This is a genomic window from Curtobacterium sp. MCSS17_008, assembly GCF_003234185.1.
Classification (GTDB): domain Bacteria; phylum Actinomycetota; class Actinomycetes; order Actinomycetales; family Microbacteriaceae; genus Curtobacterium.
In genome coordinates, this window is sequence record NZ_QKSM01000005.1 from 1 (window position 1) to 25,451 (window position 25,451).

General features: G+C 71.7%; 30 protein-coding genes. 15 read left to right on the plus strand and 15 right to left on the minus strand.

The features are described from left to right. Positions 1–518: 518 nt before the first annotated feature. Both DEJ23_RS15380 and DEJ23_RS06990 read right to left on the minus strand, forming a co-directional pair. Positions 519–1,004, minus strand: a complete 486-nt coding sequence (locus DEJ23_RS15380; protein WP_146240213.1) for a hypothetical protein — start codon at positions 1,002–1,004, stop codon at positions 519–521. 641 nt (positions 1,005–1,645) lie between these two features. Then, positions 1,646–2,617, minus strand: a complete 972-nt coding sequence (locus DEJ23_RS06990; protein WP_111239570.1) for a helix-turn-helix transcriptional regulator — start codon at positions 2,615–2,617, stop codon at positions 1,646–1,648. 128 nt (positions 2,618–2,745) lie between these two features. On the opposite strand from DEJ23_RS06990, the gene DEJ23_RS06995 reads away from it, so the two are divergent. Continuing rightward, entirely contained in the window at positions 2,746–3,228 is a 483-nt protein-coding gene (locus DEJ23_RS06995) for a MarR family winged helix-turn-helix transcriptional regulator (protein WP_181429165.1), read from the plus strand. A 358-nt stretch (positions 3,229–3,586) separates the two neighbouring features. Here the strand turns inward: DEJ23_RS06995 and DEJ23_RS07005 are convergent, their stop codons facing one another. The 5 genes from DEJ23_RS07005 to DEJ23_RS07020 form a co-directional block, all read right to left on the minus strand. After that, a complete protein-coding gene (locus DEJ23_RS07005) occupies positions 3,587–4,540 on the minus strand; it encodes an AraC family transcriptional regulator (RefSeq protein WP_111239573.1) in 954 nt (317 codons plus the stop codon). Between the two features lie 64 nt (positions 4,541–4,604). Continuing rightward, on the minus strand, positions 4,605–5,207 hold the full coding sequence (locus DEJ23_RS07010) for a TetR/AcrR family transcriptional regulator (RefSeq protein WP_111239574.1): 603 nt from the start codon (positions 5,205–5,207) through the stop codon (positions 4,605–4,607). Positions 5,208–5,377: 170 nt separating this feature from the next. Continuing rightward, complete coding sequence (locus tag DEJ23_RS15655) at positions 5,378–5,548, minus strand: hypothetical protein (protein ID WP_181429166.1); 171 nt, start codon at positions 5,546–5,548, stop codon at positions 5,378–5,380. An 84-nt stretch (positions 5,549–5,632) separates the two neighbouring features. Next, positions 5,633–5,848: a hypothetical protein gene (locus DEJ23_RS07015; protein ID WP_111239575.1), complete on the minus strand. Its 216-nt coding sequence runs from the start codon at positions 5,846–5,848 to the stop codon at positions 5,633–5,635. A 152-nt stretch (positions 5,849–6,000) separates the two neighbouring features. After that, a complete protein-coding gene (locus tag DEJ23_RS07020; protein ID WP_111239576.1) occupies positions 6,001–6,510 on the minus strand; it encodes a GNAT family N-acetyltransferase in 510 nt (169 codons plus the stop codon). 51 nt (positions 6,511–6,561) lie between these two features. Here DEJ23_RS07020 and DEJ23_RS07025 point away from each other — a divergent pair, with 51 nt between their 5' ends. The 3 genes from DEJ23_RS07025 (at position 6,562) to DEJ23_RS07035 (ending at position 9,071) form a co-directional block, all read left to right on the plus strand. After that, positions 6,562–7,176 (plus strand): TetR/AcrR family transcriptional regulator, encoded by a 615-nt coding sequence (locus tag DEJ23_RS07025; protein WP_111239577.1) that lies wholly within the window; start codon positions 6,562–6,564, stop codon positions 7,174–7,176. A gap of 284 nt (positions 7,177–7,460) precedes the next feature. Next, positions 7,461–8,519 (plus strand): GAF domain-containing protein, encoded by a 1,059-nt coding sequence (locus DEJ23_RS07030; protein ID WP_146240215.1) that lies wholly within the window; start codon positions 7,461–7,463, stop codon positions 8,517–8,519. A 189-nt stretch (positions 8,520–8,708) separates the two neighbouring features. Next, positions 8,709–9,071 carry a hypothetical protein gene (locus DEJ23_RS07035; protein WP_111239579.1) on the plus strand — a complete coding sequence of 121 codons (363 nt, stop codon included), beginning with the start codon at positions 8,709–8,711 and terminating at the stop codon, positions 9,069–9,071. A 16-nt stretch (positions 9,072–9,087) separates the two neighbouring features. Here DEJ23_RS07035 and DEJ23_RS07040 read toward each other — a convergent pair whose 3' ends face one another. The 3 genes from DEJ23_RS07040 to DEJ23_RS07050 form a co-directional block, all read right to left on the minus strand. Then, positions 9,088–10,071 carry a TerC family protein gene (locus DEJ23_RS07040; protein ID WP_111239580.1) on the minus strand — a complete coding sequence of 328 codons (984 nt, stop codon included), beginning with the start codon at positions 10,069–10,071 and terminating at the stop codon, positions 9,088–9,090. A 67-nt stretch (positions 10,072–10,138) separates the two neighbouring features. Continuing rightward, entirely contained in the window at positions 10,139–11,068 is a 930-nt protein-coding gene (locus tag DEJ23_RS07045; protein ID WP_111239581.1) for an NADP-dependent oxidoreductase, read from the minus strand. A gap of 158 nt (positions 11,069–11,226) precedes the next feature. After that, positions 11,227–11,679, minus strand: a complete 453-nt coding sequence (locus DEJ23_RS07050; protein ID WP_111239582.1) for a MarR family winged helix-turn-helix transcriptional regulator — start codon at positions 11,677–11,679, stop codon at positions 11,227–11,229. 173 nt (positions 11,680–11,852) lie between these two features. Between DEJ23_RS07050 and DEJ23_RS07055 the strand changes: the two genes are divergently transcribed. The 9 genes from DEJ23_RS07055 (at position 11,853) to DEJ23_RS07095 (ending at position 19,450) form a co-directional block, all read left to right on the plus strand. After that, complete coding sequence (locus DEJ23_RS07055; RefSeq protein ID WP_111239583.1) at positions 11,853–12,506, plus strand: hypothetical protein; 654 nt, start codon at positions 11,853–11,855, stop codon at positions 12,504–12,506. A gap of 281 nt (positions 12,507–12,787) precedes the next feature. Further along, positions 12,788–13,669 (plus strand): S26 family signal peptidase, encoded by an 882-nt coding sequence (locus DEJ23_RS07060; RefSeq protein ID WP_111239584.1) that lies wholly within the window; start codon positions 12,788–12,790, stop codon positions 13,667–13,669. Beyond that, positions 13,666–14,517: a LamG domain-containing protein gene (locus DEJ23_RS07065; RefSeq protein ID WP_111239585.1), complete on the plus strand. Its 852-nt coding sequence runs from the start codon at positions 13,666–13,668 to the stop codon at positions 14,515–14,517. Before DEJ23_RS07060 ends, DEJ23_RS07065 begins: the two co-directional genes overlap by 4 nt. A gap of 129 nt (positions 14,518–14,646) precedes the next feature. Next, positions 14,647–15,855: a sensor domain-containing protein gene (locus tag DEJ23_RS07070; RefSeq protein ID WP_146240216.1), complete on the plus strand. Its 1,209-nt coding sequence runs from the start codon at positions 14,647–14,649 to the stop codon at positions 15,853–15,855. Continuing rightward, a complete protein-coding gene (locus DEJ23_RS07075; protein ID WP_111239587.1) occupies positions 15,843–16,505 on the plus strand; it encodes a response regulator transcription factor in 663 nt (220 codons plus the stop codon). Before DEJ23_RS07070 ends, DEJ23_RS07075 begins: the two co-directional genes overlap by 13 nt. A 137-nt stretch (positions 16,506–16,642) precedes the next feature. Then, positions 16,643–17,359 (plus strand): DUF4097 family beta strand repeat-containing protein, encoded by a 717-nt coding sequence (locus DEJ23_RS07080; RefSeq protein WP_111239588.1) that lies wholly within the window; start codon positions 16,643–16,645, stop codon positions 17,357–17,359. Between the two features lie 164 nt (positions 17,360–17,523). Then, entirely contained in the window at positions 17,524–17,961 is a 438-nt protein-coding gene (locus DEJ23_RS07085; protein WP_111239589.1) for an ester cyclase, read from the plus strand. Between the two features lie 80 nt (positions 17,962–18,041). Further along, on the plus strand, positions 18,042–18,737 hold the full coding sequence (locus tag DEJ23_RS07090) for a copper resistance protein CopC (protein WP_111239590.1): 696 nt from the start codon (positions 18,042–18,044) through the stop codon (positions 18,735–18,737). Further along, positions 18,734–19,450 carry an NUDIX hydrolase gene (locus tag DEJ23_RS07095; protein ID WP_375342265.1) on the plus strand — a complete coding sequence of 239 codons (717 nt, stop codon included), beginning with the start codon at positions 18,734–18,736 and terminating at the stop codon, positions 19,448–19,450. Before DEJ23_RS07090 ends, DEJ23_RS07095 begins: the two co-directional genes overlap by 4 nt. 134 nt (positions 19,451–19,584) lie before the next feature. Here DEJ23_RS07095 and DEJ23_RS07100 read toward each other — a convergent pair whose 3' ends face one another. From DEJ23_RS07100 to DEJ23_RS07110, 3 genes are all read right to left on the minus strand, one after another. After that, the gene (locus tag DEJ23_RS07100) at positions 19,585–19,986 is read right to left on the minus strand and encodes an arsenate reductase ArsC (RefSeq protein WP_111239591.1); all 402 of its coding nucleotides are present in this window, start codon (positions 19,984–19,986) and stop codon (positions 19,585–19,587) included. A 118-nt stretch (positions 19,987–20,104) separates the two neighbouring features. After that, positions 20,105–20,905, minus strand: coding sequence for a DNA-formamidopyrimidine glycosylase family protein (locus tag DEJ23_RS07105; protein WP_111239592.1), 801 nt, complete (start codon positions 20,903–20,905; stop codon positions 20,105–20,107). Between the two features lie 43 nt (positions 20,906–20,948). Further along, a complete protein-coding gene (locus DEJ23_RS07110; RefSeq protein ID WP_111239764.1) occupies positions 20,949–21,335 on the minus strand; it encodes a MerR family transcriptional regulator in 387 nt (128 codons plus the stop codon). A gap of 93 nt (positions 21,336–21,428) precedes the next feature. Here DEJ23_RS07110 and DEJ23_RS07115 point away from each other — a divergent pair, with 93 nt between their 5' ends. Next, positions 21,429–22,130, plus strand: a complete 702-nt coding sequence (locus DEJ23_RS07115) for an SDR family oxidoreductase (protein WP_111239593.1) — start codon at positions 21,429–21,431, stop codon at positions 22,128–22,130. A gap of 80 nt (positions 22,131–22,210) precedes the next feature. On the opposite strand, the gene DEJ23_RS07120 is transcribed toward DEJ23_RS07115, so the two are convergent. Beyond that, entirely contained in the window at positions 22,211–24,073 is a 1,863-nt protein-coding gene (locus tag DEJ23_RS07120; RefSeq protein ID WP_111239594.1) for a BCCT family transporter, read from the minus strand. Positions 24,074–24,160: 87 nt separating this feature from the next. Then, positions 24,161–24,802 carry an SDR family oxidoreductase gene (locus DEJ23_RS07125; protein WP_111239595.1) on the minus strand — a complete coding sequence of 214 codons (642 nt, stop codon included), beginning with the start codon at positions 24,800–24,802 and terminating at the stop codon, positions 24,161–24,163. A 98-nt stretch (positions 24,803–24,900) separates the two neighbouring features. On the opposite strand from DEJ23_RS07125, the gene DEJ23_RS07130 reads away from it, so the two are divergent. After that, entirely contained in the window at positions 24,901–25,386 is a 486-nt protein-coding gene (locus DEJ23_RS07130; RefSeq protein WP_111239596.1) for a DUF4126 family protein, read from the plus strand. The last annotated feature ends 65 nt before the right edge of the window (positions 25,387–25,451 follow it).

Sequence of the window (25,451 nt, forward strand, 5' to 3'; positions counted from 1 at the left end):
AATCACATCACGGCGGAACTCTTCCGGATACGCCTTCACCATGGCGCACATCCTTCCAGCAGGAGCCAACGCTCCTACCTGTCAGGAGTCAACCGAACCTGCAGCAGTCCCATAGAGCAGCCGGGAGGCGCAACGAACGATCGTCTATCGGTCCCGATCAGCCACGCACGTTCGCTTCGTTCACTCACGCCCGGGTCGGGCGGGGCCATGGAGTGCAAAACCAATCGCTCCCACGACCGCGAGCAGCAATCCCAACGCGGCGATGACCAGCCCGGCCGCCACGAGCCCGAGGTAGTCCGCACCGTGGACGGCGCCGAGAAGCGCCATGACGAGGCCCGCTGCCAACGCCCCTGCGCCGATCGCAAGGCCGAGTACGCGAGGCGGGAGGCGGGAGGCGGGACAGCATGCTTGCATCCAACTCCACACGATCGGCGTCCGATCATCGACCGGCTGAACCCAAGATCGGCTACCGGACACCCCGACGGTGCTCGGCCGCTGGCCTCGCGCCGTTGCAGTCGTCACTCTCCACCATGTCGTGCGCTCTCACGTCGATCGAGGGCCGCAAGCATCGCGCTTGTGTTGTGGAGCACTCGAGGTGTCGTGACAGCGGTGAGGACGAACACGGCGACGAAGAAAGCTGCACCGAACCAGAACAGCGGCTGACTCGTGACAGCAAGCCAGATGGCAAGCGCTGTCATCGGCGAGTACAGCGCCGGCACCGACCATCGCAGCGGGCGGTGCTGCGCTCGATGATGCTGCAACGCGCGACGCCACTCGTCGATTTTCACCTCTGCCGGGACGGTGCCGCTTCGAACAGCTCGATCGAAGTCCGGGCGTCGTGCGGGGCCGCTGTATCCACGTCGTGTGCGGCCGAGCCAAATCCCCATGAAGGTGCCGTAGAACGCGCCAGCGATGGCTGACACGAGCGCGCGAGCTCCGATACCGAGTTCCGGCGTCGTGATGAAGGTCGCCCCGAACCACGCGGCGGCGAACCTGACCACCATGATGCCCCCGGCCGTCCAGGTCGGTATCTTCCGCATCCACCCCGTGAGACGAGCTTCCCGTGACCAGTTCGATCAACGGCAGTCGTCATGTACCCAGGGCTCGCCGCCCGCAGGAGGCGGCACGACCGATGACCGATGGGTTGGCGGACGCTTTCGCTAGGGTCAGAGCATGGGACCGACCAAAGCCGAGCGGCGGCTGCGCAACGCGCAGACCCGACTTCTCATCGTCGCTCTCTTCGCCGCGGTCCTCGCGGCCTTGTTGCTCGGGATGGTCGGAGTGCCGCAACCGCTCGCCCTAGCAATCAGTGGCGTGGTGTACCTCGCCTGCTGGTGGGCAGTCCTTCGAGCGATTCGCCGACGCCGAGACGCGACAGTAGACATGGACGTCCGTTAGCCGATCTCGAGTTCAGCTGATCGTTGCAACACCACCGTGATCCGGAGCGTTGCAGATGCGACCCGGCTGGCGCAGCGTGCCCGAGCGGCGCGGCTGTGGGAGCTACCCGGACAGGGCACGAGCGGGCCAGCGGCTTGTGATGCTGCCCGCGTGCATCCACGTCATGGAACCGATGGTCCCGAGCAGCTCGTGGGCAGGACCCTGAAGAGCGAACGTCTCGTCCGGCTGCGCATCCTCTGTCGGAGCCTCAGCGGCGGAGGGTGTCCTTGGGGTACTCGCCGTAGCGGGCGAGGTAGAGCCCGGAGAACCGTCCGAGGTGGGTGAAGCCCCATCGGCGTGCGACCTCGGCGACGGTGGTGGCGGCGGGGTCGAGTTGCAGGAGTTCGTCGCGTACCCGGGTGAGGCGGACGTCGCGCAGGTACGCCATCGGGGTGGTGTCGAAGACCCGCTGGAACGAGTCCTGCAACGCTCGGATGCTCAGGTCGGCGACGGCCGCGACGTCGGCGACCGTCATCGGCAGGTGCGGGTTCGCGTGCAGGTGGTCGACGGCTCGGCGCAGTCGTGCGTTCTTCGGCAGCAGCAGCGCCGGCGGGAGCGGCTCGGACAGGATCGGCGGGTAGAGGGCCAGGAACGCCGCCGCCGTCTGTCGGGTGACTTCGTGCCACGCGAGCGAGCCGAGCTCCGCGTCGCGGAGCGTGGACGACGCGGTTGCGAGGGCGCGCCGCCACCGCAGGACGGCGTCGTGCGAGGGCGGCTGCCGGTGGTCGAACCGGAGGTCACGGTCATCGACGTCGTACTGTTCGGCGGCGACGTCGTGCACGAGGTCCCGGTCCAGGTGGACGAGCCGTTGGTCGTAGTCGGCGAAGGTGAAGACGAAGTCGCGGTCCGGTGGGAAGAGCAGCGGTTGGTGCAGTGCTTGCGGGATGGGTTCGCCGTGCACGTCGACGACGGACTCGCCGGCGTCGATCCACTGGACCACGTAGTCCTCGCTCGGTGGGATGTTCCCGCGGAGGAACCCCGTCATCTGCGATCGGCGCAGCGACAGGCGGTGGTCTCCGGCGGCGCCGTACCGGTAGCGGTACGGCGCGTCCGTGTGCTGGGTGTGCCAGTGCTTGCCGGCGTACAGCCCGGGCAGCGTTCCCATCGCTGATCCGGAGTCCGCGCCGCTGAGCTGCAGTCGTACGGGCTCCGGCACCGGTCGGTCGGGTGGGTCGATCATCGTTGCGCCTCCCCGGTGCAGCGTCCGGTGTCCCCATCGTGGACCGGAAACGCCGAGGTGTTCGGCTTCCCATCGGAAGCGTGGTGTGCTGGGTGTCGACGTTCGAGGGAAGCACGGTGATGGTGGGCATGGGTGACAGTGGCGGGGACGGCGGCACCGACCTCGACGTGATCGGCGCGCTGACGCGGATGGAAGCAGCAGACGCAGCGCTGCGACACCGGCTCCGGGAGCGTCTGCACGTGTCGGGGAGCGACGTGGTGCTGCTGCAGTTCGTCGGTCGGGCCGAAGCCGGCGGCCGGACCGTGCGTGTGGCCGACCTGGTGCGCCACCTCGGTGTGAGCAGCCCCGCCGTGACCGCGACGACGCAGCGGCTCGAGCGCGCCGGGTACCTCGAGCGCTCGCCGCACCCGGAGGACCGGCGCAGCCGCATCATCCGTCTCACCGCGGACACCCGCGCGGCCTTCACCGCGGCCCTGGACCACACCAACGAGCAACTCCACGAGCTGCTGTCCTCCTTCTCCGATGACGAGCGTGCCCGGTTCGTCCACATCATCGAACGCGTCACCACCGCCCTCGACGACGGCGCGCCGCCCTCACCCGGAGGACACTAGCCGCCGCCTGTCGACCACAGCGCCACTGTCCAAGATACGTCGATCGGTCACGACGTGACCGTTCTGGTTGGTGGGGGGAACCGCTGCTCCGTACCGTCGTCGTCGATGCGAGGAGGGTTGTTGTGATCACGATGTCGTTCAGCCACGGCGGGAGTTGCCACGGAGCTCCCCAGGGAGAGCTCCGTGCAGAGTTCGGGATCCGCAGCCAGGTGTGCCGTCGTGTCCACACGCACGTGCACCGCGCGCGTCGGGAGGGAGCGCCCCTCGCCGAGGTGGAAGACGGGGCCTTCTCCGCGTTCGACGATCACTGACCGTACGGCGCCCTGCCGGTCGGACCGACCGGGCGGCGCTCTCGTGATCAGGTGCTGCGGAGCGTCTCGCTCGGGTACTCGCCGTACCGGGCGGCGTACACGGCGGAGAACCGCCCGGCGTGCGCGAACCCCCAGTACCGGGCGACGTCGGCGACGTTCGTCGTCGCGGGGTCTGCACGGAGCAGTTCGGTGCGGATCCGGTCGAGGCGTACCTGTCGGATGTAGGCGTTCGGGGACATCCCGAGGACACGGCCGAACGCGGTCTGCAACGCGCGGAGGCTGAGGTTCGCCAGGGCGGCGAGGTCGGTGCTGGTGATCGGCAGGTGCGCGTGTTCGTGGACGTACTCGGCGACGTGCTTCAGTCGGGCGTTCCCCGGTAGCAGCAGCTCCGGTGGCAGGTCCGCGGTCGCCTGCGGGTACAGCTCGAGCAGTGACACCGCCGCGAGGCGGCTCATCTCGGCTTGGAGGAGCGGGGAGGCGTTCCGGTCCATCGTCGTCGCGGAGATCAGGTGCACGGTCTGCCGCCACCGCCGCAGTGCTTCGTCGTCGGGGCGGGCGGTGTGGTCGAAGTTCGCACGGGAGACCGCGAGACCGCGCTCGGCGGCGATCTCGTCGACGGCCCTGCGGTTGACCTGCACCAGGCGTTGGTCGTAGTCCGCGAACGCGAACTCGAAGGCATGGCCCGGCCACAGCTGCGGTCGGCCGGGCTGGAGGTGGATCGCGTGCGGACCGACGTCGAGGATGCCGGTCCCGCGGGTGATCCACTGCATGACGAAGTCGTCGCCGGCGGGCATCTCGCCGGTCAGGCGGCCGTCGAACTGCACCGCGCGCAGCGTCATCGCCGCATCCCCGGCAGATGCGTACCGGTAGGAGAACGCGGTGTCGGTGGTGTCCGCTTCCCAGGCGACGCCGGCGTAGGCGGTGGCGAGGGTCCGGCGTGCGTCGGCGATGTCGTCGCCGCGCTCGTCGACGCGGATCGGGGCGGGTGTCTGCTCAGTCATCGTGCTCGAGCAGAAGTGTCACATCCCGACGGAGTCCACCGGGGAAGGTGTACGGAATACGCCGCTAGAAGCGTTCGGCGTCGATGTCGTACACGGCGATCAGCATCGCTGCGGCCGTCCGGGCGGTGCGAGCGGGCTGCACGGTGTCGTGGATCGCAGCCTCGACCTGTGCGCCCCGCAGCAGCAGCGTCAGCGCCGGCGCGAGGTGCGCGGGCAGGGCTGCGGCGTCGCACAGCATCGCGACGTGCTGCTCGACCTGTCGGAGGTGGTCGTCGGCGAGCTGGCGGATGACCGGGTCCTGCCGTCCGAGTTCCCCGTACCCGTTGATGAACGCGCATCCCCGGTAGGAGTCGTCGGCGAAGCACTGTTCGAGGTAGGTGAAGACCGTGAGGAGGCGGTCCCGCGGGTCCGCCGCGACCTGCTCGGCGGCGGTCAGGCCTGCCATCCAGTGCTGGTGGCGGTTCTGGAGCGCGGCGACGACGAGCTCTCGCTTCGTCGGGAACGCCGCCCGGAGCGCGATCAGCGGCACGTGCGCGTCCGAGGCGATGCGCTCCATCGAGACGGGTGTGACACCTTCCACGGCGAACAGGGTGTCCGCGGTCGCGACGATCGCCTCCTCGTCCGCAGTGCGGGCGGGAGGAGCAGCGATCAGTACAGGAGATGTCATGGAGGTGCGCGACAGGTGTCGGACGTGAGCTTACGCGTCAGCCTTCCGGTCGACGGCGTGTGCCGCGGGGAGGGCGTGCCTGGCGGCGTCTCCCAGCCGGCTGAGCCTGCGCCACACGTCCTGGTGACGTGTGGTGAGTTCGGGGATGGTGATGTCGGTCATCGGTGCGTTCACGCGGCGAAGAAGTCGGCGTAGGACGGCTCCGCCGGGACGGACACGTGCTCGTGCTCGCCCACGCGGGCGGCGACGATCTGCGCGAGCTCGGTCGGCGGGGTCAGTCCACGCCGGCGCCACTCGGTCGGGTGGCGGCGGAGGACGTCGAGGGGGATCGTGTCACGCATCGGTGCGGTCCTGTTCGACGATGAGGTCGAGGATGTCGATCGGCTGCGTCGTCGCCAGCTCGAGTGCGGGGGCGGCGGCGGCGTTCACGCGGACAGTCCCAGGACGACCGCGGCGGACGCGGCGACGGTGACCGAGACGATGCCGGTGGCGGTCGCGGCGAGCATGAGGGTGCGCTGACGGGCCTGCTCGCGGACCTCCGAGAACGGGCTGCGCTGCGCGGAGCGACGGGTCCGCGGTGCCAGGGCGGCACTCGCAGATGAAGCGTTCAGGAGTGCGTCGGGGGTGGTGAACGTGGTCACGGTGCCCTCCCTCTCTGAGCCGTCAGCGGCCCGGTCTGGTCCGGAACGTCCGGACGAGATGACCATAGGAAGGAAACCGTTCACGGTGTGAACGATCCGGCGGAGACAGCGAAACCTGGACAGCGGCACACGGACCGGCGTCCGAAAGTGGATCACATCGATCGTTCCCCCGGCGGTGTCGGCCGAGGAGTGTCGAGGACCCGGCTGAAGCAGACCGACTCCGTCGAGCCCTGGTACGAGCCGAACAGCGGTACCGGCTGGTACCCCTCGCGCTGGTAGAAGCGGATGGCATCCGGTTGACGGGTACCCGTCTCGAGCACGAGGCGCCGCGTGCCGAGTCCAGCGGCTGCGACCTCGAGCGCGCGGAGCACTGCGACGGCGACACCGGTACCGCGTGCGGCGGGATCCACGTACATGCGCTTGATCTCGACCACTGCCGGACCGAGCACGTCCTCCGGCAGTGGCCGGAGCCCGCCGCAGGCGATCGCAGCGCCCACTCGATCGCGAGCGACGAGGAACACCGGCACGTCGGCGGCCGAAGGGGCTGCGCCCGGCTCGTGGTCGTCGCTGCCGTACCGCTCGGCGAGTTCTCGGCGTTGCGCCACCCGGAGCGTGTCCGCGTCGGGGTGGTCGTAGGGCGTGGTCTCGATGGTCCAGTCCATGGCATTCCTTTCGGTAACACTCGTTACGGTAACGCATGTTACGGTTGCCTCGTGCCCCGGTACCGGAACGACGAAGCGCAACGCGAGCGCCTGTCCGAAGCGGTCTTCACCACGCTCGCCGATCTCGGGCCGGCGGGGCTGACGCTCCGGTCGGTCGCCGCGAGGGCGGGCTGCACGACCGGTCTGGTGCTGCACACGTTCTCCGACAAGCGGGCCCTCCTGCTGCACGCTCGTGACGTCCTGCACGAGCGGACGAAGCAGCGTGCCGACCTGCTCGAGTCGGGTGCGGCCGGCCCGGGTGCTGCAGTCCGTGCGGTGACGCTCGGCGCGCTCCCGACCGACGCGGAGACGCTCGCCGAGGCGCGGGTGTGGGTCGGGTTCCTGGCCGCGGCGCTCGGTGACCCGGTGCTGCGCGAGCACCACGCCCGGAAGAGTCGCGCGTTCACCGAGCGCCTGACACGCCTGCTCGCAGTGGCTGCGGACCTGTCGGTGGTGGTCGCCGCGGAGCGCGCATCCGCCCTCGCGGCGGCGGTGGAGGGGATCGCGACCCTCGCTGCGGGTGATCCGCAGCAGTGGTCCGCACCCAGGCAGCGCGCCGCGCTGGACATCGTCCTGGACGCCGTCCTGGCGGCGAGCGAACCCGAGACGAGGACGCGACCCGTCTGAGCCGACGCGGACGGCGGGCTCGGGCGCCGCGGACCTCCCGGAGTCGCTCGGCAGTCGTCGGTGCGGGACCTCCCGTCACAGGTCCTCTCGTCACACCGGTCGGGTCCCGCTGACCACCTGGACGACCACAGAGCTGAACGGTCTCACAGGTCGCAGTCAACCCCCAGCGTTGGGGCCGGGCCTCCTGCGGACGACGAGTGAACAATCTGGGAACACCTGTCCGACGTGCTCCCGGAACCGCAGGAGATCCGAGAGCAGCTCCACCGCATCGAGGGATGGCGACGATGACCGTTCTGGAAACCCCACTCCTGCCCACCCGCTCGCGCTCGACGCGGGTCGTCACCGCCTCGGCGAGCGGCCCGGACCCCGACCGGATCCTCGTCTTCGGGGACGCGGTCTTCGCACCCGAGCACCCCCTGCACGCCGCTGCAGGTCTGATGGCGGAGGCCGTGGCTGCACGGTCCGGACGCGGCGCCGACGTCACCGCCGTGCCGTGGTCGAGCTGGTCCGGCCAGACGCTGCTCTCGGCCGGGAACGGGATCCACTTCGCCAACCACGACGTCGTGGTGGTCTGCCTGTCCGGCAGCGTCGTCCACAGCCGCACGACGAACACCGCGGTCGTCGGTGCCGCCGAGGAAGCGCTCGTCCTGGTCGATCAGCTGCGCCCGCAGCTCGCGCCGACCGCCGAGATCGTGCTGGCCCTCGCGCACAGGGAGGACCAGACCGCCCTCGTGACGGCACTGCACCAGGCGCGACCGGACCTGATCGTGCTGCGCATCGACGCCGACACGGTCGCGAGCGCACCGCCGCTGCTCCTCGAGGTCATGCAGCTGCTGCTCGAACAGCAGCGTGCCCGTGCCGGGAGCCCGCAGTGGCTCCGCTCGACCCCGCAGCCGTTCGACCACCGGTACGACGCGATCCGGCGCCTGGGCATCGTGGACGCGCCGGCGGATGCTGCCCTCGACCGGATGGTTCAGCGCATGTCGGAGCTCTTCCACACGAAGGGGGCCGCGATCACGTTCCTGCCGGAGGGCCGACAGTGGTCCGCCGCGAGCACCTGGTTCCCGCGTGGGAGCCGAGCGCTGCAGGACTCGTTCTGCCGCTCCACCGTGCTGGGCTCCGGACCGATGGTCATCGGGGACGCGTGGGCCAGGAACGGCCGGCAGGTAGCGCGACGCGGACGGATCCGCTTCTACGCCGGCCATCCGCTCGAGAGCGTGGACGGTGTGCGGGTCGGCGCGGTCTGCGTGTTCGACCCTGCTCCCCGGCGCGAGGACGCCGTGGAGCTCGACCTCCTGCGCGACTTCGCCGTCCTGGCACGCGACACCCTGTACCGCTCGTAGACCTCCACCAGGTTCGGGTCTGGTGGAGCGCACGGCGCGCCGATCGGCGCGCCGTGCGCAACGAAGGACGGGAGGCGCGGTGTCGGGTACCGCCGCGCCTCCCGTCCGGCACACCGATCGTCCGTACCGGGCTCGGGTGCTCGTCGGCGTCGAGCGCCGCACCGGTCGCGGACGACCTACCCTGGACCGATGCTCTCCCGACGTGACGCCGCCATCCGGCTCGACATCCCCCTCGAGATGGCCGCCCGCCACGGCGTCCCGTCGCACATCAGCGAAGCCGACCTCGCGCAGCTCGAGCAGGACCCGCCCGCGTGGCTCGTGCAGTCCCGCGCGAACCGGACCGGCGCGAAGAAGGTCTGGGCGCGGCTCGAGTGCGCGGTGTGCGGCTTCGCGGAGCAGGAGCGGCCGAAGAAGTGGTGGCCGGACTGGACCGTGCTCGTCTGCGACGACCACGACCTGGACGAGGCACCGCGTCCGGCGACCGGGACCACCCGGCACCGGGTGCACGGCGTCGGCAGCCGCTTCACCGCACTCGTCGACCAGCGCTCCTGACGACCCACCGCCGGGGTCAGCGCCGGCTGACGGGGCTGTCGTGCCGCATCCGCACCAGGCTCGCCCCGGTGGCGCCGGCCATCGCGACGAGGATCACCACGAGCGACACCCACGTCGGGATCTCCGGCGCCCACGAGAAGCCCTCGCCACCGTTGACGAACGGCAGCTCGTTCTCGTGCAGGGCGTGCAGGACGAGCTTCACCCCGATGAACGCGAGGATGAGCGCGATGCCGTACTTCAGGTAGACCAGGCGCTCGAGCAGTCCGCCGAGCAGGAAGTAGAGCTGCCGCAGCCCCATCAGGGCGAAGACGTTCGCGGTGAAGACGATGAAGGCGCTCTCGGTGATGCCGAAGATCGCCGGGATCGAGTCGAGCGCGAACAGCAGGTCGGTGGTGCCGATGGCGATCAGGACGATGAGCAGCGGCGTGAAGTGCCGGGCGCCGTCGTGGGTGACACGGAACTTCATGCCGTCGAACTCGTCGGTGATCCGCACGCGTCGGCGGAGCAGCCGGACGAGCGCGCTGTCCTGCTGTTCCTCGTCGTCGTCCTCGCGCAGCTGCTGGATCGCGGTCCAGATGAGCCATGCGCCGAACAGGTAGAAGATCCAGGTGAAGTCCTCGATGAGCTGTGCGCCCACCAGGATGAACACCCCGCGCAGCACCAGGGCGATGATGATGCCGAGCATCAGCACCTCCTGCTGGATCGCCTTCGGCACGCTGAACCGCGCCATGATGATGACGAAGACGAACAGGTTGTCGATGCTCAGGCTGTACTCGGTCAACCAGCCGGCGACGAACTGTCCGGCGGCGTCACCGCCCGCGAACACGAGCATGAGCACGGCGAACACGAGCGCCAGCCCGACGTAGACGCCGACCCACGCACCGGACTCCCGGAGGGTCGGCACGTGCGGCCGGCGGGCGACGATGAGCAGGTCGACGAGCAGGATCGCGACGAGCGCGATGATCGAGCCGACCTCGAAGACGACGGGGAGCTGGGGCATCGTTCCAGTCTGGGGCATGCGGGAGGGCAGCGGTCGCCCGCTGCCCCCGGAAGGCCGTCCTGCGCGCTCAGACCGTCACGACGACCTTTCCCGCGATGCGACCGGCCTCGGCCTCGGCGTGCAGCGCGGGCAGGTCGTCGAGCGCGATCCGCCGGGTGACCTCGACGTGGAGCTCCCCCGCGTCGACCAGCGAGACGAGCTCGGCCAGGCGCTGCCGGTCGGGCCGGACGAACACCGTCGCCGCGCGGACGTCGCGGTCGTCGTCGCCGGGCGTCGCCAGGAACGCCGTGGTGCTCACGACGGTGCCGCCGTCGCGCACGAGCGAGACGAGTCGCGCGAACGTCTCGGGCTCGATCGGCGCGAGGTTGAGCAGCACGTCGACCTGCTCGTCGACCGCCCCGTGCAGGTCGGTGGTGGTGTGGTCGACGACCTGGTCGGCCCCCGCCGCACGCACGGCCTCGGCGCTGCGCGGGCTGGCGGTGGCGACGACGTGCACGCCGAGGCGCTTGGCGAGCTGCACCGCGTACTTCCCGACGACGCCACCGGCGCCGTTGACCAGCAGTCGCTGACCGGCGGTCAGGTGGCCGTCGTCGACGAGCGCCTGCCAGGCGGTGAGGGCGACCGACGGCAGCGCGGCAGCGTCGGTGAGCGGGATGCTCGTGGGTGCCGCGACCAGGGCCTCGGCCGGCGCGACGACGTACTCCGCCGCGCCGCCGTCCCGCTCCATGGGCAGGAACCCGACCACCGCGTCGCCCACGGCGAGGTCCGCGACGCCGTCACCGAGGGCGTCGATCGTGCCGGAGACGTCGTACCCGGGGACGTGCGGCAGGACCACGGGGATCGGCAGGAACCCGCCGCGCATCCCCCCGTCCGCCGCGTTGTACGCGGAGGCGGCGACCCGCACCCGCACCTGCCCGGCGCCCGGCTCGGGACGCTCGACGTCCTCGATGCGCAGGACCTCGGGTCCGCCGACCTCGTGGAACCGTACTGCCTTCATGGTGTGCCCCTTCGTCTTGTGCTTCGATTTCGAAGCATCTGGACACGACGCTACACCTGCTTCGGATTCGAAGCAACAGGGAGAGCGGAAACGGACGGGAGGTACGTGGCGGAGCCGCCACGTGCCTCCCGTCCGCCTGTCGGATCGGTGCTGACCGGCTACTCGCGCTCGGCGACCGTGTCTGCCGCCTGCTCGTAGAGGCCCGTCGCCAGGGCGTTGAGCACCTGGTGCAGCCCGCCGCCGTGCGCGCCGTCGACGGCGCGGAGCATGGCGCCGTAGCGCGCGCGGTAGTCCTCGACCACGGCCTCGCCCGGCGGGAGCAGGCGGAGCAGGGAGCCCCGTCGGTCGGCGGGGTTCGGGGCGCGCTCGAGCAGGCCGGCGCTCGTCATGCGGTCGATCATGTTCGTCACCGCGCCGGAGGTCAGCCCGAGGTACCCGGCGACCTCGGTCGGCGTCGAGTACCCGGTGTCGCTCACGAGCACGAGTGCGCGCAGGGCGTTCTCGTGGATGCCGGCGCGAGCGCTCAGCTGGCCGACGAGGCTCGTGTTCGCGCGGACGACCGCGGCGAACGCCGCCATGAGGTCGGCGTCGTCGTCGGTGGTGGGGGCCACGGGACCTGCTTCCGTCGAAAGGGGGACACGGGGCGTCCCCCGCTCTGGGGTAAGTATACGAGTGGTCAAATTGGTGAACCACTGACTATCTTGATGATTGAAGCAATTCGGCCCGAACGTCTTGCTCCCGAGCCTTCCCGAACCCGAACGACCACCGAACGACGAGGTACACCGTGTCCACCAAGCTCCGCACCTCCGCACTGAAGCGGATCCGTTTCGCCCCCGTGGCGCTCCTCGCCGGCATCTTCGCCGCCGTCCTGCTGTCGCTGTCGCTCACCGGCACGCTCTCCGGGTTCGCGGCGAGCATCACCAACTCGAGCAACACCGCCGCCACCGGCACCCTCGTCATGCAGGAGCAGAACGCGGGCGCGACCGTCACGTGTCTCAGCACCGACGGCGGCTCGGTCTCCACGAACTCGGCGACCTGCTCGACGATCAACAAGTTCGGTGGCAGCACGACGATGACGCCGGGCAACACGGTGAACACCCCCATCTCGATCAAGAACACCGGCACCGCGAACGCCGCGACCTTCACGCTCACGCCGGGCGCGACCTGCACGCAGTCGGCCAACGGCACCCAGAACGGCACCGCCACGGACCTGTGCGCGAAGATGAACCTCGTCATCACCTCGGGCTCGACCACGGTCTTCAGCGGCACCCTCGCCAGCTTCAAGGGCGCGCCGGCCTCGGCCTTCACGATGCCCGCCGCACCGGCCGCCGGTGCGAGCGTCCCGTTCAACTTCGCGGTCACCCTCGACCAGTCGGCGGGGAACGCCTACCAGGGCCTCGCGGCCTCCGTCCCGATGACCTGGACCTTCACCGCCTGATCCGCGGCCACTGCTCCGGCGGGACGTGCCGATCCCGTCCCGCCGGTGTCCACCTCCACCACCTCGAGTCCCCCGAACCGACGCCTCCCGACCGGCCTCCCCCTTCCGGCCGGGCGACGTCCCCCGCGACGCCTCCCGACCGGCCTCCCCCTTCCGGCCGGGCGACGTCCACCCCGGCGGCGCTCGGTCGGCCCCCCACGACCGAGCGCCGCCACCCCTTCCCACGCACCGACCCGCACCCCCGTCGCCCCCGGAGGCGGCCGAACCCACCGGAGCAGCAGATGAGCCAGACGGCGGCGATCCCGCTCAGCGGCACGCTGGACCGGCCGATCCTGCGCGGGCGGGCCGTCAGCCGCTCCGAGACCGTCCTCGCCTGGACGGTCGCCGCGCTCGCCGCCGTCCTGCTCGGCGCCGCGGTCCTGTTCCTCTCGGCCGGCGGACGCTGGTTCGTCGTCGAGACCCCCTCGATGGGCGTGGCCGCCCCCGTCGGCACCCTCGTGCTGGACATGCCGGTCGACGTCGCCACGCTCGACGTCGGCGACATCGTCTCCTTCGAGACCGACGCCAACCCCGGCGTCGTCTACACGCACCGCATCATCGCGATCGACGCCGACGGCCTGCACACCCGCGGCGACATCAACGGCGCCACCGACCCGTGGACCCTCACGCAGCGCGACGTCATCGGCGCTCCGGTGCTCCTCGTGCCGCACCTCGGCTGGCTGTTCCGCGCCGCCCCGATCCTGCTCGTCGGCACCCTGCTGATCTGGACCTTCACCAACGCCTTCACCGACCGCGTCACCCGTACCTGCCTCCGCATCGCCGGCGGTGCGCTCACCACGTCGTACGCCGCGTTCGTCCTCAAGCCGTTCGTCAACGTGACCACGATCACGAACACGTCGAGCCCGCGGGGCGTCGAGGCGACGATCGTCTCGTCCGGCATCTTCCCCGTCCGCGTCGAGGCGCACGGCGGCACCACCGCCCACCTGGTCGACGGCGAGGTCGGTCGGGTCGTCATCCACGAGCTGACCGACAACGGGCACTACCAACTGACCTCGAACATCGACCTCGACCCGGTCGGCTGGGCCGCCCTCATCGCGGTGTGCCTCGTGCCGCTCGTGCTCTGCCTGGCCGTCGGCCGCGTCGAACCGGTGCGTGCGTCGTGACCGTCCGCACCCTGCGCGACGGCAGGGTCGTCGCCGCCCTCCTCGTCGTCGCCCTCGCCGTGGTCGTCCTGCTCAACCAGTTCGCCCCGACCCGATCCGCCTACAGCGCGACCGTGCGGAACCCGGGCAACACCGCGGCCACCGCGCCGTACTTCACCTGTGCCGCCGCCGCGCGCGCCGACGCCTCGGGCGCCCTGTTCGCCTACGACCTCGACGAGGCGTCGGGCTCCCGCACCGCGGCGGACTCGTCCGGCAAGGGGAACGCCGGCACCTACCAGGGCACGATGACCGCGACCGCGAACCCCGGTGCCTGCGCACGCGACGGCGGCCCGGCGTACACGCTGAACGGGTCGAACAGCTTCGTCTCGACGCCGCGCTCCTACGCCAACCCCACGACGTTCAGCGAGGAGGTCTGGTTCCGGACCACCGTCGCCGGCGGTCTGCTCATCGGCTTCGGCAGCAACCAGGTCGCCGTCTCCGGGCAGCACGACCGGCAGATCTACATCAACACCGCGGGGCAGCTGGTGTTCGGCGCGTACAACGGCACCACGCAGGTGATCACCTCGCCGAGGGCCGTCACGGACGGTGGATGGCACCACGTGGTGTCGACGATGTCCCCGACGAACGGCATGCGGCTGTACCTCGACGGCACGCTCGTCGCCTCGAACAGCGCGTTCAAGGCCGCCGAGAACTACACCGGGTACTTCCGCATCGGCTACGACACGATCAGCGGGTGGCCCGGTGCTCCTGCCAACTACTGGTTCACCGGCTCGATGCGCTTCGCCGCCGTCTACTCGATGGAACTGTCCGCGACGCAGGTCGCGAACCACCACGCGGCCGGTCGCTGACGGACGGGAGGCGCGTGGCGGCGCCGCCACGCGCCTCCCGTCCGACCGTGCTCGGGTGGGGGAAACCCCCACCCGATCGTGCGGGCACCACCGTCGAGGCCCGCTCGCGTCCGCCCCTACTGTGAAGCCGTGCAGAAAGCGACCGCCCTCTGGAGCTCCGCCGTGGACCTCCTCCTCGACGCGTTCCTCGGCATCGTCTGGCTCGTCCTCCTCGTCACGCTCCTCGCCACCTCGATCGGCAGCATCCCCGCGGCCGGCGTGGGGGTGCTCCTGCTGGTGGGCACCACCCTGACGGCCCGGTGGGTCGCCGAGGTCGAGCGCCGCCGCGCGGCGGCCCTCCACGACGTCGACATCACCCGTCCCGTCCGCAGGGCGACCCGCGTCACCGGGCCCTGGCGCGCCGTGGTGCAGGCGTTCGTCGACCTCGCCGACCCCGTGACCTGGCGGGCCCTGGCGCACCACCTGGTGTCCACCGTGCTCGGCTGGGGCTTCCTCGCGCTCGTGACGCTCGCGCCGTTCCTCGTGACGACGGCCCGCTCCGGTCCGCTGCTGGGGCTGCTGCCCGGGGGAACGGCGGGTGGCGTCGTCGCGGCCGTGGTGCTCCTCGTGGTGACGGTGCTGTACGTCTGGGGAGCCGGCCGACTCGACCGCGCGCTCGCCCCGGTGCTCCTCGGGTCGAGCCGGACCGCGGCGCTCCAGGACCGCATCGACACCCTCGCCGACGCCCGGCAGGGTGCGGTCGACGCCGCCACCACCGAACGACTCCGCATCGAGCGCGACCTGCACGACGGCGTGCAGCCCCGGCTCGTGGCGCTCGCGATGACGCTCGGCATGGCGCGGTCGCGGTTCGACAGCGACCCCGCGGCGACCAGGGAGCTCCTCGACCAGGCGCACCGCGACGCGAAGGACTCCATCACCGAGCTCCGGCAGCTCGCCAGGGGCATCCACCCCGCGATCCTCACCGACCGTGGTCTCGACGCCGCGCTCTCCGCCGTCGCCGCCCGCAACGCGGTCCCGACGACCGTCGACGTGGCGCTCACCGCCCGTCCGCGGCCCGAGATCGAGGCGGTCCTCTACTTCGCCGTGGCCGAGGCGCTGACGAACGTCGCCAAGCACTCCGGCGCGACCCGGTGCACCGTCAACGTCGACCAGGTCCCGGACGGCGTCCGGACCGTGGTGTGGGACGACGGGAACGGCGGCGCCGGGGCCGACGGACACCCCGGCGGCGGCCTGAGCGGCATGCGTGACCGCGTCCGCGCCGCCGGTGGCACCCTGCAGACCGAGAGCCCCGTCGGCGGCCCGACCCGAGTGACCGTGGAGGTCCCGTGCGCATTGTGATCGCCGAGGACGCCGTCCTCCTCCGTGCCGGACTCGTCCGCCTGCTCACCGACGCGGGACACGAGGTCGCGGCCGCCGTCGACACCGCCCCGGCACTGCTCGACGCCGTCGCGGCCGATCGTCCCGACCTGGCGATCGTCGACGTCCGGATGCCCCCGACCTTCACCGACGAGGGGGTGCGCGCCGCGGTCCTCATCCGGGCGCAGCACCCCGGGGTCGCCGTGCTCGTGCTCTCCCAGTACGTCGAGGAGCGCTACGCCGCCGACCTCATCACGAGCAACACGGCCGGGCTCGGGTACCTGCTCAAGGACCGCGTGGTCGAGGTCGACGAGTTCCTCGGCGACGTCGCCCGTGTCGGTGCGGGTGGCACCGTGTTCGACCCCGAGGTGGTGGCGCAGATCCTCGCCCGCTCGCGCCGCACCGACGGCATCGACACCCTGTCCCCGCGGGAGCTCCAGGTCCTGCAGCTCATGGCCGAGGGGCGGTCGAACAGCGCCGTCGGCGCCGAGCTGCACATCACCGAGAGCTCGGTCGAGAAGCACGTGTCCGCCGTCTTCACGAAGCTCGGCGTCCCGGCCGAGGGCACCGGCAACCGCCGTGTGCTCGCCGTCCTCCGCTACCTGTCCGAAGCCGCCGGTCGCGGTCGCTGACCGTAGCACCGAACCGGCAGCCCCAGCACCGCACCCACACCAGTACCCGAAGGAACGAGGTCCCCGTGACGACGACCGCCCCACCTCCCAGCACCACGCCCCCGCCCGCCCCCCGACGTCCCCGGACCCTGCGGACCGTGCTGCTGGTCGTCGGCTCGGTCCTGCTCGTCGCGCTGCTCGGTCTCGTCGTGGTGCAGTCCGTCTCGGCGTCCGACCGACAGGACCACTCGCTGACGAGCACCGTCGGCGAGTCGTTCGACCGCATCCGGATCGACGTCGGCGCGACCGACGTCCGGGTCGAGCGGGCCGACGTAGGACGGCCCGTGATCGCGTTCACCGCCGGCGACACACGGCTCCGTGAGCGGCACGAGGTCCGCGACGGCGTGCTCGACCTCACGGTCTCCGGGCCCGCGTGGAGCATCGTCGACCTGTCCGTCGGGGTGCGGCAGGGCGCGCACCTGACCGTCCGCGTGCCGGAGGACGCCGCCGACGCCGTCCCGGTCGAGGTCACCTCCACCGCCGGTGACGTCCTGCTCGCCGGCAGCTGGGGCGACGTCACGCTGACCAGCACCGCCGGGGACGTCACGCTCGACGGTCGCGCCGATGCCCTGACCGTCGAGGCGACCTCGGGCGACGTGGACCTCGCCCTCGGGGCGGCGCCGCGGAGCATCTCGGTGGAGACCACCTCCGGCGACCAGGAGGTCCGTCTGCCGGACGGCGACTACGCGATCACCGCGGAGGCGACGGTCGGTGACGTCGACAACGCCCTCGGCACCGACCCCGGTTCCGCGCAGCGGTACCGGTTCACGGCGGTGGCCGGCGACATCGAGATCGAGCGCGGGTCCGGTCGCTGACGGGCCCGCAGGACGGAACGCCAGGCGCGTGGCGGGGTCGCCACGCGCCTGGCGTTCCGTCCCCCGCGTTCGCGGAGCGGACACCTGTACCTCGGACGCCCCGGTGCCTCGGTGGTGCACGGCGTAGTCAGGACGCTCACCGTCCGACCACGGGAGGAACCCACATGACCAAGGACGCGAACGCCGCCACGCAGGAGAAGCTCGGCGGGATCCTCGAGGCCCGCGACTGGAGCCGCATGCACGAGGCCTGGCACGAGGACGTCGTCGACCACGACCCCGCGCCCGGTCAGGCGCCGGGACTCGCCGGCATCGTCGACTTCTGGACCGAGTTCACCACGGCCTTCCCGGACGTCACGCTCGAGGCGGACCCGCTCGTCGTGACCGACGAGTACATCACCGCGGTCTTCACCATCCGCGGCACCCACACCGGGCCGTTCCAGGGCCACGAGCCGACCGGCCGCTCGTTCACGGTCCGCGGCATCCAGGTGTCGAGGTTCGTCGACGGCAGGATCGCCGAGCGCTGGGGCTCGACGGACCAGAAGGGCATCGAGGAGCAGCTGCAGCTCGGCTCGTCGAACGCGCAGTTCGTCAGCGAGGCCTGACCCGGGCCGCTCGGTCGGGCGCCCCGGGTACGCTCGGGGCGTCCGGTACCAGCCGGGTCAGCAGCCGATGAAAGGCACCCGTGCGTCTCCGAGCCCTCCTCGCCACCGTCGTCGTCGCAGCGCTCGCACCGATCGTGCTCCTCGCCGGCCCGGCGTCCGCGCACGACTCGCTCGTGTCCGCGGACCCGGCCGCCGACTCGTCCGTACCCGGCGACCTCGACCACGTCACGCTGACGCTCTCCGAGGCGCCGCTGTCCGGGCTGCAGACGGGCATCGTGATCAGCATCACCGACGGCGCCGGAACCGAACGCACCACCGGTGACGTCCGGATCGAGGGCAACACCATCGCGAAGGACGTCGACCTCGCCGCCGCCGGCACCTACCGGGTGCAGTGGCGCAGCGTCTCGGTCGACGGACACCCGATCTCCGGCGAGTACCGGTTCACCTCGACGGGAGCGACCGCGCCGACACCGACGCCGACCACGGCGCCGGACCCTGCCGCGACGCGTGCCGCAGCGCCTTCGCCCACCGCGACTGCGGTCGCTGCGACGGGGACGTCCGAGGGTGTGTCCGCGACGCAGGTCGCCGCACCCGCGGGTGACCACCGGCACCACACCGTCCTGCTGCTGCTCGTCGCACTGGCCGTCGTCGCCTTCGCCGCCGTCGTCGGCATCCGCGCCCTGCGGGACCGTCGGAACGGCGTGCCCGCCGAGGGCGCCGAACTCGACCGTGGCACGGACGAGCACGGCGCGGACGAGGACGGCACGCACAGGTGACCCGCGCGGACCAGGCCCGGTCGGCCGACGCTGCACGCGCGGCGCTCGCCGCTGTCGCCGCACCCGGAGCCGGTCCGCTCGTCCCCGCGATGCCGACGACCGCCGACCCGCGCGCGGCGGCCGTGCTCATGCTCTTCGGCGTCCTCGACCGCACCCCGGCCGACCGTGCAGCCGCAGCCGAGGCCGTCCACCGCGACCTCGACGTCCTGCTGCTCGCCCGCGCGTCGACCCTCCGCTCGCACCCGGGCGAGGTCGCCTTCCCCGGCGGCCGCATCGACCCCGGCGACCACGACGCCGCAGCGGCCGCCCTGCGCGAGGCCCGCGAGGAGACCGGACTCGACCCGACCGGCGTCGAGGTCCTCGGCACCCTGCCCGCCGTCCCGCTCGCCCACTCGAACCACCTGGTGCGACCGGTGCTCGGCTGGTGGCGGGACCCGACGCCGGTGCGGGTCGTCGACGAGCGGGAGTCCGCCGCCGTGTTCCGCACCCCGGTCGCCGACCTGCTCGACCCGGTGAACCGCGGGGTGACCGTGCTGCGTCGCGGGGGTCAGGAGTGGCGGGGACCGGCGTTCACGGTACGGTCGGACCAGGGAATGCACACGCTCTGGGGGTTCACCGCGATGCTCCTCGACGCGCTCTTCGACCGGCTCGGCTGGTCCGAGCCGTGGGACGCCGCACACGAGCTGCCCCTCCCTGCGCAGCGAAGGGGCTGACCGCTGCTCTCCACCCTGCTCGTCCAGGTGCCGTGGCTCACCTTCGGTGTGCTCGTCGCGGTCGTCGTCGTCGCCCCCTTCCTCGGGGTCCTGCTGGCGCGGGCGCCGCGGGCCACGACGGCACTCGCGCTGGTCTAGAGCAGCTCGTCGAGCAGGGTCTCGACCCGGCGGCGGACCTCGTCACGCACCGGGCGGACCTGTTCGATCGGCAGTCCGGCCGGGTCGGTGAGCGCCCAGTCCTCGTAGCGCTTGCCCGGGAAGACGGGGCACGCGTCCCCGCAGCCCATCGTCACGACGACGTCCGCCTGCCGGACCGCGTCGGTGGTCAGGACGGCGGGCTGCTCCCCGGCGATGTCGATGCCCTCCTCGGCCATCGCCTGCACCGCGACGGCGTTGATCCGGTCCGCGGGCTCGGAGCCGGCGGAGAACACGTCGACACGGTCGCCGGCGAGGTGCCGGAGCCACCCGGCTGCCATCTGGGAGCGGCCGGCGTTGTGGACGCAGACGAACAGGACGGCGGGCTTCTGGTCGGGCACGGTGACTCCGGGGGACGTCGGGACGGGGCCTGGCCATCCTGCCGCACCGTGGTGAACGGACGGGAGGCGCGTGACGGGTTCGCCACGCGCCCCCCGTCGGTCCCACGGTGCCGGAGGGTCAGCGCGCCGCGGGCTGACAGCGGGGACACCACCAGACCCGGCGAGGCGGGGACCCGACCACCTCGACGTCGTCACGGGCGCGGACACGCGTGCCGCAGCGCAGGCACGGCCGACCCGCTCGTCCGACGACCCAGTGGCGCTCGCCGCGGCGCAGGACGCCCGTCGTCACCTGGTACGCCTCCGGCACCGTCGCCGAGTGCCGGAGCATCCGCTGCGCGGTGTCGAGCAGTGCCCCGACGTCGACGGTGCCGATCGGGCGGTCGGGGTGCACCCCGCGGACGAAGCCGAGCTCGTTCGCCCAGAGGTTGCCGAGCCCGGCGAGCCGGCGCTGGTCGAGCAGGACCGTGCGAACGGGCAGGTCCGGTTCGGCGGTGCAGCGGCGGACGGCATCGTCGCGGTCGAAGTCGTCGTGGAGCAGGTCCGGGCCGAGGTGCCCGACCGCCAGGTGCTCGTCGCGCGTCGGGAGCAGTTCGACCACGGGCAGCGCGAGCCCCCACACGGTGCGGCCGTCGTCGAGGGCCATGCGCACCCGGGCGTCCTGCGCGGCGTGCACCGGCAGACGCTTCCCGGGGCCCGTCGTCGTCCACGAGCCGGTCATCCGCATGTGGGTGTGGAGCGTCGTACCGTCGTCGAACCGGGTCAGCAGGTGCTTGCCGTGCGTCGCGTGCGCGACGATGCGTCGGCCGCCGAGCGGGGTGCCGGCGTCCGCGCCGCCGCGGAGCTCACCGCGCGTGACCAGGGCCCCGTCGACGGCACGGAGCCGTGCTGCCAGACGGTGGACGGAGTCACCCTCGGGCATGTGGTCACGCTAGGCGGCGCCACCGACAGCGTCGGTGTGCTCCTCAGGCCGCGGCGGCGTGCTCCCGCAGCGCCGGGCAGTGCTCCGGTGTCGGGTGCTCGGAGATCGCGATGACCTCGTCGAGTCGGTCGCGGGTGGCCTCGAGCTCGGCGAGCTGCGCGGTGATCCGGTCGCGCTCGGCGACCAGCAGTGCGAACGACTCCGGCGTCGCGACCCCCGCGTCGACGCACGGCAGCAGCTGCACGATGGTCCGGCTCGCCAGGCCGGCGGCGAAGAGCTGCTGCACGAGCTGCACCCGCTCGACGGACGTGTCGGCGTACGACCGCTGGCCGCCCGCGGTCCGCTCCGCCGTGAGCAGGCCCTGCTCCTCGTAGTACCGCAGCGAGCGGACGCTCGCCCCGGTCGCCGCCGCGAGGTCACCGATCCGCATGTCGTCTCCGATCCGCACTTGCACCTGACACCGATGTGAGGTCCTACCGTAGCCGAGCCGCAGCGGGAAGTGCCTGCTCGGCAGGAGGACACCATGGACATCGCCGGATCCGTCGCGCTCGTCACCGGGTCGAACCGGGGCATCGGTCGCCGCTTCGTCACGCAGCTGCTCGAGCGGGGTGCCGCCAAGGTCTACGCGACCGCGCGTCGCCCCGAACTCGTCGACGTCGAGGGTGTCGAGGTGCTCCCGCTCGACATCACCGACGAGGCATCCGTCACGGCAGCGGCAGCCGCCGCGCAGGACGTCACGTTGCTCGTCAACAACGCGGGGATCTCCGCGGGCGGTTCGCTCCTCCGCGACGACCTCGCCGACGCGCACCGGCTGCTCGACACGCACCTGTGGGGGACCCTGTCGATGCTGCGGGCGTTCACGCCGGTGATCGAGCGCAACGGGGGCGGGGCGGTCGTGAACGTGCTGTCCGCGCTGTCGTGGTTCGCCCACCCGGGCGCCGGCGGGTACGCGGTCGCGAAGGCCGCCGAGTGGAACATGACGAACGCCGTCCGGCTCGAGCTGCGCGACGCCGGGATCACGGTCCAGGGGCTGCACCTCGGCGCGGCCGACACCGACATGATGGCCGGGTACGACGGCCCGATGACCGACCCGGCGGACGTCGTGCGTGCCTCCCTGGACGGGGTCGAGCAGGGCCTCACCGAGGTCGTCGTCGACGAGTGGAGCGCGATGGTGAAGGCCTCGCTCCAGCAGTCGCCGGACGTGCTCGCCGCGCAGCTCGTCTGACGGTCACCGAGCGCGGACCCGGACGGACGGGAGGCGCGGTGCCAGCCGGCACCGCGCCTCCCGTCCGTCACCCGGTCGCGTCAGGACCCGGGACGCTCGCCGTTGCCGGTCGACTGCCCGTCGGTGCCGTCCGGCTGCTCGCCGGCGGCGGGTGCGGGGTCGAGGCTCGCGTCGATGCCGGGGTCCGGTGACACGGTGTCGACGCGGACGGGGAACGCGTCCGGCGAGGTGTCGACCACCGTCGCGCGTCCGGTCCCACGTCCACGGAGCCGACGGACGATGTCCCAGGGGCGGCTGCCCGCACGCTCGGCCGGTGCGTCGACCTCGAGACCGTAGTAGGCGCCGACGTGCTCGAGCAGCACCTCACGCTCCGCCTTGTCGTACGCCCGTCGCTCGCGGTTGAACGCGATCACCGTCGACCAACAGGTCATCAGGAGCACGATGCTGAACGGCAGCGCGGTCGTGATCGCCGCCGTCTTCAGCGCGTTGAGCCCGCCGGTGAGCAGCAGCGCCACGGCGAGGAGCGCGGCGACGATCGCGAAGAAGACACGGAGCCAGTTCTTCGGCTCGATGTCGCCGCCCGACGCGATCATCGCCATCACCAGCGAACCGGAGTCGGACGACGTGACGAAGAACACGCCGATGAGCAGGATCGCCCCGAAGGTCAGCACGACGCCCGCGGGCAGGTCGCCGAGCAGGGTGAACAGCGCACTCTCCACGTCCACCGCGCCGTCGGCGCCGATGAGCCCGCCCGAACCGTCGGTCTCCTGGTGGATGGCTGCACCACCGAGGACGGCGAACCACAGGAAGGTGAGGGCGGTCGGCACGAGGAGGACGCCGAAGACGAACTCGCGCACCGTGCGGCCCTTCGAGATGCGGGCGATGAAGATGCCCACGAAGGGGGCCCAGGACATCCACCAGCCCCAGTAGAACGTGGTCCAGGCGCCCTGCCACTCCTCGCCGGCGGCGCCCTGCTGCGCCGTGACGTTGAAGGAGAGGCCGACGACGTTCTGCAGGTACGCCCCGATCGACTGCACGAAGTCGCGCAGCAGGAACTGCGTGGGACCGACGATCAGGATGAAGAGCAGCAGCGCCGCCGCGAGGATGAGGTTGAAGTTCGACAGGATCTTCATGCCCTTCGTCACACCGGTGACGAGGGAGACGATGGTCACCGCGGTGATCACGGCGATGATGGCGATCTGAGTGACGGTGCTGCTCTCCGCGATGCCGGCGCTCTCCAGCCCGGCACCGATCTGGATGACACCGAGGCCGAGGGAGGTCGCGACGCCGAACAGCGTGCCGATCAGGGCGATGACGTCGATGAGGTTGCCCCACCCGCCGCGGACCCGACGGCCGAGCAGCGGTTCGAGTGCCCAGCGGATCGAGACCGGACGGCCCCGGCGGTGGATCGCGTAGGCGAGCGCGAGGCCGAGGACGACGTAGATCGCCCACGCGTGCAGGCCCCAGTGCAGGAACGTCTGGGTCATCGCCTGCTGGGCGAGCTGGTTCTCGGTGCCGCTCACGCCGGGTCGGGGCGATGCGAAGTGGCTGAGCGGCTCGGAGACGCCGTAGAAGACGAGGCCGATGCCCATGCCTGCGGCGAAGAGCAGCGCGAACCACGACCCCGTCGAGAACTCCGGCTCGTCCTGGTCCTTGCCCAGCTTGATGTCGCCGTACTTCGAGAAGCCGACGAACAGTGAGAACCCGACGAAGAACGCCGCGATGAGCACGTAGTACCAGCTGAAGTTGCGGACGATCCCACCCTGCAGCGCGTTGAAGACGGCCTCGGCCGACGAGGGCGCGACGAGCGTCCACGCGACGAAGCCGAGCACGATGACGGCGGCGGGCCAGAAGACCCAGGTGGCGAGGTTCGGGGTGGTCCGGACGGGCTCGCCGGGCCGGAGGCGGTCGGCGGAGGATGCGGGGGGTCTCGTCGTGGCCATCCGTCCATGGTGCCTGATCGACTGTGGGCGCGCTCAGGCGGGGGGTGCCCCCGGCCTCGTGGGACCGTCCGGCACCCCCGGGCCCGGCTACGACCGGAGGAAGTCGGCGATCGGCGTCGAGCCGCCGTTGAACCGGAGCGTCCGACCAGCCGTGGACGGGTCCTCGAGCACGTCCGCGACGACGTGCGCCACGTCGCCGCGGGGCACCTGCGACGCCGAACCGTCCCAGTCGACGGAGCCGGTCGGCTCGTCGTCGGTCAGCGTGCTCGGCGCCACGACGGTCCACTGCAGGCCGGAGTCGCGGAGCACGGCGTCGGCGATCATCTTCGACTGCGCGTACGCGAAGAAGTCCTGGTCCTGCGGGATCCCGTGGTCGAGCTGCGAGCCGGACCAGGAGACCATCACGTACCGGTCCACACCTGCCTGTGCAGCGCCCTGCACGGACAGGACCGCCGCGTCTCGGTCGATCGCCCACGTGCGGTCCGCGGAGCCGCCACCGGCACCGGCCGACCAAACCACGGCGTCGTGCCCGCGGATCAGGTCGGCGAAGTCGGTGAGGGACTGTTCCTGCACGTCGGCGATCCGCGGTTCCCCGCCGTGCGCACGTACCTCGTCCTGCTGGTCCGGGTTGCGGATCACGGAGGTCACGCGGTGCCCCCGGTCGGTGAGGATGCGGGTGGCCAGCAGTGCGACCTTGCCGTGGCCGCCGAACAGGATGATGTCGCTCATGCGGCGGACGGTACGCGGGCCGGCTCCGAGCGAGCGCAAGCGTCTGCCACCCCCAGCGGCCCCCGAGTACCGTCCGACCCGACACGACGGGAGAACCGATGAGCAAGCAGAACGAGCAGCACACCCTGGTCCGCACCCTGGCACTCGGGGTCCTCAGCGGTGGACGGAGCGGCACCCCGCTCGCCGTCCTCGCCCTGAACCACGACAACAAGGCCCTCAAGGGCGACTGGCAGCAGTGGAAGGCCTTCAGCACCCCGCTCGGCCGCGGGCTGCTCGTCGCCTCCGCGATCGGTGAGCTCATCGGCGACAAGTCGTCGAAGGTCCCGGCCCGCATCTCCCCCGCCGGCCTGGTCGGCCGGATCGGTGCCGGCGCGCTCGCCGGTGCCGCCCTGGGCACCACCGGTCGCCGTGACCTCCGCATCGAGGGCGCGATCCTCGGTGGCATCGGCGCGGTCGTCGGCAGCTTCGTCGGCTGGGCCGCCCGCAAGGCCCTCAGCGGTGCCGGTCTGCCGGACGCCGTCGGCGCGCTCGCCGAGGACGGGGCCGTCATCGCGGGCTCCGTGAAGGCGGTCGGCAGCGTCTGACGTGACCACCTGCCGGACGGGAGGCACGGGTCGGCGACGATCCGTGCCTCCCGTCACGTCAGGGG

Coding starts and splice junctions, on each gene's coding strand:
- DEJ23_RS07060 (WP_111239584.1), top strand. CDS start 12,788: ATGAGCCAGACGGCGGCGATCCCGCTCAGCGGCACGCTGGACCGGCCG.
- DEJ23_RS15655 (WP_181429166.1), bottom strand. CDS start 5,548: ATGCGTGACACGATCCCCCTCGACGTCCTCCGCCGCCACCCGACCGAG.
- DEJ23_RS06990 (WP_111239570.1), bottom strand. CDS start 2,617: ATGATCGACCCACCCGACCGACCGGTGCCGGAGCCCGTACGACTGCAG.
- DEJ23_RS07085 (WP_111239589.1), top strand. CDS start 17,524: ATGACCAAGGACGCGAACGCCGCCACGCAGGAGAAGCTCGGCGGGATC.
- DEJ23_RS07110 (WP_111239764.1), bottom strand. CDS start 21,335: ATGCGGATCGGTGACCTCGCGGCGGCGACCGGGGCGAGCGTCCGCTCG.
- DEJ23_RS06995 (WP_181429165.1), top strand. CDS start 2,746: ATGGGTGACAGTGGCGGGGACGGCGGCACCGACCTCGACGTGATCGGC.
- DEJ23_RS07125 (WP_111239595.1), bottom strand. CDS start 24,802: ATGAGCGACATCATCCTGTTCGGCGGCCACGGCAAGGTCGCACTGCTG.
- DEJ23_RS07045 (WP_111239581.1), bottom strand. CDS start 11,068: ATGAAGGCAGTACGGTTCCACGAGGTCGGCGGACCCGAGGTCCTGCGC.
- DEJ23_RS07010 (WP_111239574.1), bottom strand. CDS start 5,207: ATGACATCTCCTGTACTGATCGCTGCTCCTCCCGCCCGCACTGCGGAC.
- DEJ23_RS07035 (WP_111239579.1), top strand. CDS start 8,709: ATGCTCTCCCGACGTGACGCCGCCATCCGGCTCGACATCCCCCTCGAG.
- DEJ23_RS07005 (WP_111239573.1), bottom strand. CDS start 4,540: ATGACTGAGCAGACACCCGCCCCGATCCGCGTCGACGAGCGCGGCGAC.
- DEJ23_RS15380 (WP_146240213.1), bottom strand. CDS start 1,004: ATGGTGGTCAGGTTCGCCGCCGCGTGGTTCGGGGCGACCTTCATCACG.
- DEJ23_RS07020 (WP_111239576.1), bottom strand. CDS start 6,510: ATGGACTGGACCATCGAGACCACGCCCTACGACCACCCCGACGCGGAC.
- DEJ23_RS07130 (WP_111239596.1), top strand. CDS start 24,901: ATGAGCAAGCAGAACGAGCAGCACACCCTGGTCCGCACCCTGGCACTC.
- DEJ23_RS07105 (WP_111239592.1), bottom strand. CDS start 20,905: ATGCCCGAGGGTGACTCCGTCCACCGTCTGGCAGCACGGCTCCGTGCC.
- DEJ23_RS07115 (WP_111239593.1), top strand. CDS start 21,429: ATGGACATCGCCGGATCCGTCGCGCTCGTCACCGGGTCGAACCGGGGC.
- DEJ23_RS07030 (WP_146240215.1), top strand. CDS start 7,461: ATGACCGTTCTGGAAACCCCACTCCTGCCCACCCGCTCGCGCTCGACG.
- DEJ23_RS07120 (WP_111239594.1), bottom strand. CDS start 24,073: ATGGCCACGACGAGACCCCCCGCATCCTCCGCCGACCGCCTCCGGCCC.
- DEJ23_RS07040 (WP_111239580.1), bottom strand. CDS start 10,071: ATGCCCCAGCTCCCCGTCGTCTTCGAGGTCGGCTCGATCATCGCGCTC.